This is a genomic window from Paenibacillus sp. RC84, assembly GCF_041260495.1.
Lineage (GTDB): Bacteria > Bacillota > Bacilli > Paenibacillales > NBRC-103111 > Paenibacillus_F.
Genome location: NZ_JBGBYL010000001.1, coordinates 290,755 through 302,814 on the forward strand (window position 1 = coordinate 290,755; position 12,060 = coordinate 302,814).

General features: G+C 57.1%; 13 protein-coding genes. All 13 read left to right on the forward strand.

Going from position 1 to position 12,060, the window contains the following annotated elements:
• Window position 1: 1 nt before the first annotated feature.
• The 13 genes from ABH899_RS01320 to ABH899_RS01380 all read left to right on the forward strand — a co-directional run bounded on the left by ABH899_RS01320 (window position 2) and on the right by ABH899_RS01380 (window position 12,016).
• On the forward strand, window positions 2-571 hold the full coding sequence (locus tag ABH899_RS01320) for a hypothetical protein (protein ID WP_369993317.1): 570 nt from the start codon (window positions 2-4) through the stop codon (window positions 569-571).
• A 66-nt stretch (window positions 572-637) separates the two neighbouring features.
• Complete coding sequence (locus tag ABH899_RS01325; protein ID WP_369993318.1) at window positions 638-1,048, forward strand: RidA family protein; 411 nt, start codon at window positions 638-640, stop codon at window positions 1,046-1,048.
• Between the two features lie 403 nt (window positions 1,049-1,451).
• Window positions 1,452-1,946 (forward strand): GNAT family N-acetyltransferase, encoded by a 495-nt coding sequence (locus tag ABH899_RS01330; RefSeq protein WP_369993319.1) that lies wholly within the window; start codon window positions 1,452-1,454, stop codon window positions 1,944-1,946.
• A gap of 147 nt (window positions 1,947-2,093) precedes the next feature.
• Window positions 2,094-2,783 carry a VOC family protein gene (locus tag ABH899_RS01335; protein WP_369993322.1) on the forward strand — a complete coding sequence of 230 codons (690 nt, stop codon included), beginning with the start codon at window positions 2,094-2,096 and terminating at the stop codon, window positions 2,781-2,783.
• A 147-nt stretch (window positions 2,784-2,930) separates the two neighbouring features.
• Window positions 2,931-3,920, forward strand: coding sequence for a zinc-dependent alcohol dehydrogenase family protein (locus ABH899_RS01340; RefSeq protein WP_369993323.1), 990 nt, complete (start codon window positions 2,931-2,933; stop codon window positions 3,918-3,920).
• Between the two features lie 70 nt (window positions 3,921-3,990).
• A complete protein-coding gene (locus tag ABH899_RS01345) occupies window positions 3,991-4,539 on the forward strand; it encodes an SGNH/GDSL hydrolase family protein (RefSeq protein WP_369993324.1) in 549 nt (182 codons plus the stop codon).
• Between the two features lie 139 nt (window positions 4,540-4,678).
• Window positions 4,679-6,034, forward strand: a complete 1,356-nt coding sequence (locus ABH899_RS01350) for a TrkH family potassium uptake protein (RefSeq protein WP_369993326.1) — start codon at window positions 4,679-4,681, stop codon at window positions 6,032-6,034.
• A 252-nt stretch (window positions 6,035-6,286) separates the two neighbouring features.
• On the forward strand, window positions 6,287-7,237 hold the full coding sequence (locus ABH899_RS01355; protein ID WP_369993328.1) for an amidohydrolase family protein: 951 nt from the start codon (window positions 6,287-6,289) through the stop codon (window positions 7,235-7,237).
• Complete coding sequence (locus tag ABH899_RS01360) at window positions 7,234-8,646, forward strand: sugar ABC transporter substrate-binding protein (RefSeq protein ID WP_369993331.1); 1,413 nt, start codon at window positions 7,234-7,236, stop codon at window positions 8,644-8,646. The genes ABH899_RS01355 and ABH899_RS01360 overlap by 4 nt, the downstream gene beginning before the upstream one ends.
• On the forward strand, window positions 8,643-9,512 hold the full coding sequence (locus ABH899_RS01365; protein ID WP_369993333.1) for a carbohydrate ABC transporter permease: 870 nt from the start codon (window positions 8,643-8,645) through the stop codon (window positions 9,510-9,512). The genes ABH899_RS01360 and ABH899_RS01365 overlap by 4 nt, the downstream gene beginning before the upstream one ends.
• A 13-nt stretch (window positions 9,513-9,525) precedes the next feature.
• Window positions 9,526-10,425: a carbohydrate ABC transporter permease gene (locus ABH899_RS01370; RefSeq protein WP_218228330.1), complete on the forward strand. Its 900-nt coding sequence runs from the start codon at window positions 9,526-9,528 to the stop codon at window positions 10,423-10,425.
• Window positions 10,426-10,536: 111 nt separating this feature from the next.
• The gene (locus ABH899_RS01375; protein WP_369993336.1) at window positions 10,537-10,827 is read left to right on the forward strand and encodes a hypothetical protein; all 291 of its coding nucleotides are present in this window, start codon (window positions 10,537-10,539) and stop codon (window positions 10,825-10,827) included.
• Window positions 10,828-11,029: 202 nt separating this feature from the next.
• Window positions 11,030-12,016, forward strand: coding sequence for a cation diffusion facilitator family transporter (locus tag ABH899_RS01380; RefSeq protein ID WP_369993339.1), 987 nt, complete (start codon window positions 11,030-11,032; stop codon window positions 12,014-12,016).
• The last annotated feature ends 44 nt before the right edge of the window (window positions 12,017-12,060 follow it).

Genomic DNA, 12,060 nt, shown 5'->3' on the forward strand with positions numbered 1-12,060 from the left:
CATGCTATTTTCGAAAAAAGATCCGGCCGATCCAAGGACGGACTTTGAACGGGATCTGCTGCGTCAAGCCAGGCGTCTGATTCCGGGAGAACCGCCGCCGCCCTGGCGTCTGCAGACGGTTATTGCGGCTGCGGGAGTAACGGCTGGCGGCTGGGACGGAGACGGCCGGATCGTCCTGATCGGCAGCGGCTACAGCATCACGGATGCCTTTACCGGGCAGCGGCTTGTCAGGGAACGCGACGAGGCGAAGACCGAACGGCATCTCGCCGGCGGCGGGTTAAAATTCACCGTGCCCGAGACGGGGGAAGAGATCGGCGTCTTCGGGCTGGACGGCGGAGACGGCATTCAGATGAACGCCGAAGGCTGGAGGCTGGAGGTCATTTACCCGTGGTGGCCGAGAGCTTCCGTGATCCTGGAGAATGTTTTCTCCAGAGGGTACCGGTATTTGGCCGGAGCTGTTATGCTGGAGATTCCACGGCTCGACGGCTGGCTGAAGGGCGGTTTTTCACCGTCCGGGGAAGCGTTTATGGTGCTCGGATCGGGCGGCGCGGCTGTTTTTGCCAAGCGTTAATCGCAGGTCTGCGAAAGAATAAAGAACGGACGGCAATCAGATTTATCGGAGAGGAAGAGAGAAATCATGACCAAAAGAAAGAATATCTCATCCGGTTCGCCGTGGGAGCCTGTTGTCGGATACAGCAGAGCGGTAAGGATCGGCAATATCGTTGAAGTAGCGGGAACGACCGCCATGAAAGACGGAGCCGTTGTAGGCATAGGAGACGCGTACGCCCAGACGAAATGCGCACTGGGCATTATCGAAGAGGCGCTTCACCGGGCGGGAGCCAAACTGGCCGATGTCGTAAGGACGCGCATGTTCGTAACGGATATCGGCCGGTGGGAAGAGATCGGCAAAGCCCACGGGGAATTTTTCAAGGATATTCGTCCGGCATCCACGATGGTGGAGGTGCGGGCCTTAATCGATCCCGAACTGCTGGTGGAGATCGAAGTTCAGGCCATTGTGAAGGAAACTTCCTCCGGGTTCGGAGATTGACCGCCTCAGGGCCTCCTCCTTTGTGAGAGGGGGCCTTTTTTAGTTGCGGAGGGGATAGAACCCTATGGTATAATCAGGAAAATAACGGCTGTGTGGTAAAAGGGATGAACAGGCGTGAACGCTTTTCTCAAATTGAACGGAATCAGCGCCTTGTGGCAGGAATCGGCCGAAAAAAAGCTGACCCGGCGTGAAGCCAAAAACGACGTCCCGTAAGGCTGAAGCTGCCAGCGCGGATGGCTGCGTTCATGCGGTTTTTGGAACGGACCGGCCGACCGGCCGTCTATGACCTTGAAATCCGGCTGGACAGCCCTTACACCTGTTTGGCCAAAGACACTCTTTGCTTAGGCCCCCGGGTTTTACTTGCCGAGGGCGCAAGTCCACGATTAACGGGAGGTATTCACTTATGATTCGAATTTGTACCGAACAAGATATCCGTGATATTTACGACATTATTAACGATGCGGCGGTCGCCTACAAAGGAATTATACCGGCCGACCGGTTTCACGAGCCTTACATGACGATGGAGGAGCTGCAGAGCGAAATCGGCAGCGGGGTCGTGTTCTGGGGGTATGAGGACGGCGGGCGTCTGATCGGGGTGATGGGCATCCAGGACAAAGGCGACGTTTCCCTGATCCGGCACGCCTATGTGCGGACAGACCAGCGCAAGGGAGGCATCGGCAGCCGGCTGCTGGCCTATTTGACGAACCTGACGGAGAAACCGTTCCTGATCGGTACGTGGGCGGATGCTTCCTGGGCGATCGCCTTTTATCTCAAAAACGGCTTCTCTCTCGTTCCCGAGGCGGAGAAGGAGCGGCTGCTGCGCACGTACTGGACCATACCGGACCGGCAGATCGAAACGTCCGTCGTGCTCGGCGACCGCAGGCGCGAAGCGGTTTAGGGGAAGACGAAGGATGCTCGCAAAGTGAACACGGAACGGGCTATCGAAATGGGCCCTCCGCAGCCCGGTTTAGTGATTTTAACCGGACTTTCGTGATTATGAACTTGCTTATCCCCCGACTATATCTCATCTTAAGGAGTTATCATCATGAAGATTTTGGACCTAACCCTCCACGCTTCGAATCTAACCGAATTAAAGGAGTTTTACGGAGAGCGGCTGCGGCTGCCTGTCACCGGGGACACCGAAACATCCTTTTCGTTCCGGGCGGGAAACACGAACGTGACTTTCGTCCGTTCGGCGCCGGACAGCGATAGTTTCTATCATTTCGCTTTCAACATCCCGGAGAATAAGATTGAAGAAGCGGCCGGTTGGCTCCGGGACAGGGTGGAACTTCTCGGCCAGGAGGAGGACCCTGTCGTTCATTTCGAAAGCTGGAACGCCCATGCCGTTTATTTCAAAGACCCGGCCGGCAATATTGTCGAGCTGATTGCCCGGCATAATCTTGAGAATGCGTCGCGGAAACCGTTCGGCGAAGAAGATTTTCTGTGCGTCAGCGAAATCGGAATGCCGGTAGACGATGTGTCCGCCGCTTTGCGGGATTTAAAACGGCAGGCAGGGCTGGAGGCCTGGAAGACTCCGAGCGATACGTTCGCGCCGGTCGGCGACGAGAACGGACTTTTTATCGTGGTGAAAAAAGGCCGGGTCTGGTTCGCGGGCGAAAGAAGCTCGCACCCCCATCCGCTGGCCGTCAGGACAGACGGATGCCGGGTGCGGCTCGACGGGGAAGAAGGCATTTCATTCGGAGAGCCCGGGGAGAGCGTGCCGGATAAGCCGTAAACAGGGAGCGGCAGTTGGCGCATGACCGTTATGCGGCCCACGGGCCGCAAACGGAAGGAAGCCCATCCGCGCTTATGCCGCAGATCCGTCCACCGTACGCCGCCCCTGGCCCGGCTTCGGAAAATTGACATCACGGGAGAGAACAGCGTGCTTAACAAAAGCGTCTATTACGGCCGGTTCGGCCCTCCGGTTGAAGTGCTGGAGATCCGCCGCACCCCTGTCGTCCCGCCGGGGCCGGGCGAGATCCGGGTGCGGATGCTGGCCCGGCCCATCAATCCGTCGGACCTGATCCCCGTGCGCGGGGCCTATGCCCACCGGATCGCCCTTCCTGCGGTGCCCGGCTACGAAGGCGTGGGCATCGTCGAGGAGACGGGCCCTTCCGTGCCGCCGGAGCTGCTCGGCAGACGGGTTCTCCCGCTGCGCGGCGAAGGGACCTGGCAGGAATCGGTCCTCGCGCCCGCCGGGCTGGCGATCCCGGTTCCGCCGGACATTCCCGACGAGACGGCCGCCCAGCTCTATATCAACCCGGTGACCGCCTGGGCGGTTTGCGGGGCGCTTCGCCTGAAGTACGGCGATACGCTGGTCGTCAACGCCGGCGGCTCGGCGATCGGCCGAGTGTTCGCGCAGCTGGCGGCGGTTTTCAACTATGAGCTCATTGCGGTTACCCGCAGCGCAGCTCATACGGAGGAGCTGCTGCGCCTCGGCGTGGCTCACGTCATCGACACCGCCGGCATGCCGCTACGCGAGGCGGTGCTGTCCAAGACGGGCGGCCGGGGAGCGACCGCGGCCGTGGACAGCATAGGCGGCCCGGACGGAGCGGCTCTCGCCGGCTGCGTGCGGCCCGGCGGCACCGTGTTCAGCATCGGGCTGCTGTCGGGGGTGCCGGCGGACTGGGCGGCGATGTCCCGGCTGTACCGGGTGGACGCCCGGCCGTTCTGGCTCCGGCACTGGATCCGCCACGCTTCCGCGGCGGATTGGATCGGGACGTTCGAGGAGATTATGGAGCTTGTCCGGGACGGAAGGCTGAGCCTGATGAAGATCACCGCCGGCTACGGACTGGACGAGGTGCATTCCGCCGTGGCGGCTTTCGAGTCCGGCATGCCGGGGAAGATCTTGCTGACGGGCGGGCACGGATGAAGGCCCGGCGGGGAACTGCGGCTGTATGCCGATGCATGTTCATCATGGAATAACAGGAGGCTGCGTGAAGATGAAAAAAGTGCTGCTGCTCGGGGATTCGATCCGGATCGGCTATCAGCCGCTGGTGAGGGCCGCATTAGAGGGAAAGGCCGAAGTCGTAGGGCCGGAGGAAAACGGCCGTTTTGCCAAGCATACGCTCTGGGGGGCGAACTTGTGGATCAGAGATCTCGGGACGCCGGATATCATCCATTGGAACAACGGGCTTTGGGATCTTCACCATGAGGCGCCCATGGTCGAAGCGCTGACCTCCCTGGATGAATACATTGTGACGCTCGGACGGATCCTCAATGAGTTGAGAAGAACGGGAGCAGCGGTTATTTTTGCGACGACTACTCCCGTTCCGGTTGATGCCGCAGGCAGAAGCAATGCGGAAATAGACGCATACAATGCGGCCGCAGCGAAGTTGATGCAGCAGCACGGCGTGGAAATCAACGACTTGAACGCCGTCGTCAAGCGCGATCTGCAAAACTTTATCTGCGAGGATAAGCTGCACCTCAGCGAAGCGGGCAACCGGGCCTGCGCCGATAGAGTGATAGAAGCCGTCCGCAAATACATATAAGACGGAAGAAATAGGCCGACGCGTGCCCGTGAAGGGTTCCGTCCTTTAATCTCGGGAAAGTTCACCGGATCAGGTGGCTTTCCTTTTCTTTTTTGGGTAGGATAGAGGGGAATGTGTTTGTGAGAAGGAGAGTAACAACATGGGTAAAAAACGAAGGATTCTGATCCGTTTCACGCCTCCGCAAATTTTGGCGCTCGGAATCCTGGCTATCATTTTAATAGGATCGGTGTTGCTTTCGCTGCCTGCCGCCTCCTCTACCGGAGAGCCGATCTCTTACTTGGACGCTTTTTTTATGTCGACTTCGGCCGCATGTGTGACGGGGCTTTCCGTGCTGAACGCCGGGGTGCATTTTTCGCTGTTCGGCCAGATCGTCATCCTTATGCTGGTCCAGGTGGGCGGGCTCGGATTTATGACGATGGCGACCTTGATCGCGCTCGTGCTTCGCAAGCGGATCACCCTCAAAGAGCGGCTTCTTTTGCAGGAAGCGATGAATCAAGGGTCCGTAGAGGGCATCGTGCGGCTGATCCGCAAGGTACTGACCTATGCGCTTGCCATTGAGCTGGCGGGAGCGGTTCTGCTGACGGTCCGCTGGGCTTTCGACATGCCGCTTGGACAAGCGGTTTACTTTGGCGTTTTTCATAGTATTTCCATCTTCAACAACGCCGGCTTCGATTTGTTCAGCAGTCTGCCCGGAGCCCAGGGAAGCCTGATGGCGTATGTGAACGATCCTTACGTGAATATCGTCGTTATCGGTCTTATGATTCTGGGGGGGATCGGATTTATCGTCATAGCGGACTTGCTTGACTTCAAGCGGACCCGGAAGCTGACGCTCCACTCCAAAGTTGTGCTTACGGCAACGGGCCTGCTGATTCTGCTCGGTTCCGTCGTTGTCTTTATCTTCGAGTACACGAACCCGCTGACGATGCAGCCGCTAAGTCTTCCGGGCAAAATCTTCGCCGCTTTCTTCCAGTCGGCAACGACCCGGTCGACGGGCATGAATACGATCGATATCGAATCGTTCCGCCAGGCGACCCAGTTCTTTGTGATTATCCTTATGTTTATCGGGGCGGCGCCGGGTTCAGCGGGCGGAGGGATCAAAATCACGACGTTCGCGATTCTCTTAGGCGCCGTCATTACGATGGTCCGGGGCAAGGAGGATATCGTCTTTTTCCGCAAAAGACTCCCGGAGGAACGCATTTATAAAGCGACGACGCTGACGCTGATGTCCCTCATTCTGGTCGTGGCGGGTACGATGATTCTCTCGGCTCTGCAGGACGGTCCTTTTATCAAAATGCTGTTCGAGGTGACGTCCGCTTTCGGAACGGCTGGCATTTCCCTCGGGCTGACGCCGGAGCTTACTTCCCCGAGCAAGGTGCTGATGGCGATCCTGATGTTTGTCGGCCGGCTGGGTCCGCTGACACTTGCCTATGCGCTGACACCAAAGGGGACGAAAGAGCTGTACCGTTACCCGGAAGGGAAAATTACAATCGGGTAAGGGGCCGCGTCTTCGCAGGGAACAGAAAAAAGAGTTTGACAGTTTTTCGGCGGCGTTTTATAATTCCTAGTATTCCCATTGGATAAAATAATAATTTGTTGACCAGACCACTGGAGACACTATTTCGCTTAACGCGGATAGTGTCTTTTTTAGTTGACGGGCACCTGCCCTAGCGAAGGAATCCCGGTTCTCCCAGGGGATGAATGGTGCCGGGAGATGCAAGCGGAGCAGCAGGAGAAGGAGGAACGGACAATGTTCAAAGACGGGTTCAAAGTCTTCGATATTCACGGGCACCTGCCTTACGCGCAGCAGTTTGTCAAACACGATGAAGTGATCGACGGCGCGCAGGCCAAGCGGGGAGAGCGGATGCGGCTCACTTGGGATTTTCCGTCCGGACCGGACAACGGTCCGGGTGCGGGGAGGCCGGTTATCGACCGCTGGGCCGATGAGCTCGACAAGTACGGAATCGGGGGATTGAATTTTCTTACCGCGAAGGGAAACGACGATCTAAAGGAGCAAATTTCCAAGTATCCCGGCAAATTTACGGGCTTCGCCCATCATTCCATCGAAGCGCCGGATGCGGTGGAAGAGCTGCAGCGGGCCGTAGACGAACTGGGGCTCCGGGGTTACAAATTGTTCGGCCCGCTTATCCAAACTTCGCTGGACGATCCGTCGCTCCGACCGGTTTGGAGCTTCCTGGCGGAGCGCAAGCTGCCCGTGCTGATCCACTTCGGGCTTCTGGGGCATACGGGCGGTATCGTGCAGCACCGGAACATCAATCCCTTGGCCATTTTTAACGTGGCCCGGGAGTTTACGGACATCCCGATCCTCATTCCGCACTTCGGAGCGGGCTACTACCGGGAGCTGCTGCACCTGTGCTGGGGGTGCCCGAACGTGATCGTCGACACGTCCGGCTCCAACCAGTGGATGCGGTGGACGCCCTACGACCTGACGCTGGAAACCTTGTTCCGCAAAACCGTGGAGCTGATCGGTCCCGAACGCGTCGTTTACGGATCGGATTCCAGCGGCTTTCCCCGCGGGTACGTTTACCGCTACTTGCAGGATCAGGTCCGCGTATGCAGGGAACTGCGCTTCAATGAAACGGACATACAGAGCATTTTCGGCAATAACGCGAGAAGGCTGCTCCGTCTACCGGAAACTGCCGCAAGCGTTCAAGAACATAAAGGGGTTGAAGTCCTATGAGCAGCAAATTAGCAAAAGAAGACAATAGGAAAACAGAGAAACGCCAAAAAGGCAAGGCGCAGCCCGCGCTTTGCCGTCTTGCGGCGTTAACGCTGGCCGCCGCGCTGAGCGCGGGTTTGATGGCCGGCTGCTCGGGGAGCAGGTCCGCTTCCGGGGACGGCGCCAAAGACGCATCCGGGCAGCAATCCGGGGACGCGGGCAAGGACGAGAAAGTCACGATCGAGTACTGGCAGTACCAGTATCCGGTCAAGGTGGATCTCATCAATTCGCTTATTAAAGAATTCGAAAAGACGCACCCGAACATTACCGTCAAACAAACCAATTTTCCTTACGACCAGTACAACGAAAAGGTGGCGACGCTGATTCCGGCCGGCAAAGGACCGGATGTAATCAACCTGTACTACGGCTGGCTTCCGAAATACACGGCATCAGGTTATTTGCAGCCTTTGCCGAAGGAATCATTCCCGGATTCGAAGATCAAGGAAGAATTTTTCCCGTTCGTTGAAGCGGCCCAAATCGGCGGCAGCTACTATGCGATTCCGACGGCCGTCCGGACGCTGGGGCTGTACTACAACAAGGATTTGTTTGCAAAAGCGGGGCTGGACCCGGCGAAACCTCCCGCGACATGGGAGGAACTGGTGGACTACTCGAAGAAGCTCACCGAGAAGGACGCCAAAGGCGAATTTGTCGTCGAAGGCATGGCCTGGCAGCCGAATTCCCAGCTGCATCACTGGTACCGGGATGCGCTTGTGTATCAGGCCAGCGGCAAGGATATCAGCGAAGACCGCAAGCGCGTCCTATGGAACGAGACTCCTGCGGGACTTGAAGCGTTCAAGTATCTGCTTGATTTTGCCACCGTACATAAGGTTGGAACGAAAGATTTTTACAACGATGATATTACGGCGTTCAAAGGCGGCCATGCGGCGATGAATATCGACGGCTCGTTCCAGCTCGGCGGACTCAAGAAGGATGCGCCGAATCTGAATTTCGCCGTCGCCCCGCTGCCCGCATACAAAGGAAAAGCCACGCAAGCTTCTTTCTGGGCCAACGGAATCACCAAGAACGCCAAAGGGAAAAAACTCGAGGCGGCAACCGAATTCCTCAAGTTTTTGACGAGCAAGGAGGTGCAGGAGCAGTGGGTGGAAAAAGTCGGCGAGCTGCCGGCATCCAAGGCCGTCGCCCTTCAGGATAAGTACTCCAAGGACGAGAAAATCGGCCCGTTCATCCGCCAGCTCGGCGATGCCAACGCCCACTTCTTCGTGGATGAAAAGCTGGAACGGGACTATTTCGTACAGGCCGCGGACAGCGTCGTGCTGAATAAAGTTCCCGCGGAGAAGGCTTTCGAGGAACTGGTAGCCAAAACCCAGAAGCTCTACGACGACTATTGGGCGAAGCAGGCTAAAAAATGAAGCGGCAGCGGCTCTTTTTCGTCTATGCCTGCCTGCTCGTTCCGCTGCTGTTTTTCATCGGCGTCCGGATCGTCCCCATCGTGTATTCCTTTCTGGTCGGCTTCCGCGAGTGGGATCTGCTGTCGGAGGAGAAGCCGTTCGTCGGTTTCTCCAATTACCTGGCTTTATACCACGACCCGGTATTCCTGATTTCGCTCCGAAATACGGCCGTTTACGTCCTGATCGGGGTACCCGGGCAGCTTGCGGCCGGACTTGCCGTTGCCCTGCTTCTTCGGCGGATTATCCGGCTCAGAGCTTTTTTCCGGACGGTCTACTTCCTGCCCTACGTCACCAGCGTCGTAGCCGTGAGCTGGGTGTTCCGCTGGATTTTCATGAAGAATGGCATCGTCAACGGCCTTTTGCTCAAATTGGGCCTGCCGTCCCAACTGTTCCTGGGTTCGCCGGACCAGGCTATTTTTATCGTCACCGCCGCTATGATCTGGCAGAACCTCGGCTTTCAAATGCTGATTTTCCTCACGGGGCTGGAAAATATCCCGAAAGAATACGAGGAAGCGGCCGCCATCGACGGAGCGGGTGTGTGGCAGCGGTTCGTGCATGTGACGTTACCCCTGCTGAACCCGGTCCTGCTGTTTTCCGTCATTATTGCAAGTATTTCGTATTTGCAGTCTTTCACCCAGATTTTGAACATGACGTCCGGGGGCGGGCCGCTTAACTCTACGAAATCCGTCGTGGTGTATATTTACGAGCTCGCGTTCAAGCAGTTCAATATGGGGCAGGCGACCGCGGCTACCGTCGTCTTGTTCCTCCTTATTCTTCTCTTGTCGCTGCTGCAGCTTAAAACGTTGAACCGAAAAGTCGAGTATTAAAAGGAGAACGGCCATGAGCAAATATGATTGGGCCGCGGAGCATGCCGGACTCCGGAGGCGGGGCAGCGAACAAGCAGTCAAGCGTACACCCCGGTACCGTATCCGTGCGTCCGCCTTTTCCGCTTATTTTCTTCTGGGCGCGGGCGCGATTGTGATGCTGTTTCCTTTCCTATGGATGATCGCGACCACGTTAAAAACGCCGCAGGATGTGTTTTCTCTGAGCTTGATTCCGCCGGAGGCAACCTTGGGCAACGTCCGGACGCTTTTCGCGGAGACGCTGTATGCGACCTGGATTGTCAATAGTCTGATCGTTGCCGTCATTACGACGGTCTCCGTCTGCTTTTTCGATACGGTGGTCGGATACATTCTGGCGAAATTTACGTTTCCGGGTAAAACCGTCATTTTCGTCGGCATACTAAGTACGCTGATGGTTCCGACCGAAATGCTCATCATCCCCTGGTATCTGCTTGCCGCCAAGTTGGAGCTGGTCGACACTTACCTGGGGGTTCTTTTCCCGGGCCTCATCTCCGCGTTCGGCATCTTTCTCATGAAGCAGTTCATGGAATCCGTTCCGCGCGATCTGCTCGATGCGGCGCGTATCGACGGGATGGGCGAGTGGGGCATCCTGCTCCGCGTGGTCGTTCCGCTGGTTAAGCCGGCGCTGGCTACGCTGTGCATTTTAACCTTTCTGGGCAGTTGGAACGCGTTTATCTGGCCGCTGATCGTCACGCAGACGCCGGAGCATCTGACGATCCCCGTCGGGCTTGCGTTCTTCTCCAGCGAATCGGGTGACAGTGGGAGCTGGACGCTCATCATGGCGGGCGCCGCTATCTCTATCCTGCCTCTGCTTGCGGTGTTTCTGCTGTTTCAGAAGCAGATTATCCGCGGCATCGCCATGACCGGCTTCAAATAAGCCGGGTAAGGGGAGACGGAACGGCGGGAGTAGCATGTTCGGCAGTCGGGAAACCTATCATCGGAACCTTTCCGCGAGGATAGCGACGACGATGACGAGGAGGAATGCGCAGTGAACAGGCAGACCGAGAGCGGCAAGCAAACGGACACGCTGGCAAAGGCCGGTCCCGGAGCCGAGGGCTTAACGGATACCCGGGGCGGTGAAATCCGCCAGTCCGCTTTTGAAGATGTAACGACAGGCGGCAAGTCCGCCGACGATACGATTCCGCTCAAAATATTCGAGGATGTCAGCGCCCACGAGCGGATCGGGCTGCGGGCCGACGATTCGGCGGCCGACGGCGAAGTGGATCTGGACCCGTCGGGCGCGATCCAGTCCAAGGAAAGACAGAACGTCTGGAGCTGACCGGTCCGGACACAGGAGATCCCCTTTCTATTGCACCGCTGCCGGCAAGGATGACTTGCCCGAAGCGCCGCAAACGAAAGGGGATTTTTTCGGGTTGAAAATGAAACCGCTCTTACTCGTCCCGCGTATGGATGATTTGGCGGAATGGTTTCGTGGTAACCTATCCCTAACTACCATTTTACTTAGGAGGATTTATTTTCTTATGGACCCGGATGCTGAACGCACGAATTGGTTGGAGTTGATCAAGAAAGGCAATATGTCTTCGGCTACGGCGGCCTTGGGCAATACGATAATTGCCATCGTAAAAGGTGTCGCCGCTTCGCTTACGGGCAGCGGTGCCATGTTCGCGTCCACCATGCACTCCATTGCGGATGCCGTCAACCAGATGTTTGTATTTACCGGAAGCGTACTTGCGGAGAAAAAGGCGACCCGCCGTTTTCCGACGGGCTTCGGCCGTGTCATCAATATTTTCTGCATGATTGCGGTTCTCGTCGTCACCATCATGGCCTACGAAACGATCAGAGAAGGGCTGCATCTGCTGCAGCATCCGGCCGAATCTCACGGATTTTGGCTGAATCTTTCGGTTCTCGTGCTGTCGATCTTGATTGACGGTTATGTGCTGTACAAGGCGATGAAGGAAGTCATCAAAGAATCCAGGGCGGAAGCGACGGGTTTTGGAATCGTCAAGGCCTCCTTCAAGCATGTGAAACGCGCGGCACCACCGACGCGGCTCGTCTTCTACGAAGATCTGGTTGCGACAACGGGTGCTCTGCTGGCTCTCATTGCGGTAGTGGTTACCTCGCTTACGAATTTCAGCGCCCTTGACGGACTGATGACTATCCTGATCGGTTTGCTGATGATATTCGTCGCGTTCCGCGTCGGCTACGACAATATGGTCGGCCTGATCGGCGTATCCGCGCCTCCCGACGTGGAGGACAAGGTGTCCGGCATTATTTTTTCCGAAACGCTGGTGACGGACATTTATCAGCTGCGCGTTCTTCAGGAAGGCCGGTACTACCATGTGGAGGGCTTGATCGAACTGAAACCGGGCCTCACTCTTGCCGAAGCGGACGATATCAAATTCCGCGTGCGCGACAAGCTGCTGGGAGACCCCGATATCGCGGACGTCACACTGGGGATTCTCGAAGATAACGGCGTGAAGGACTGGGTGCCTACCGCCAACCGGTAACGGCCTCCAAACGAATCGTTTAAACCTTTTAAATCGTGGAAAAG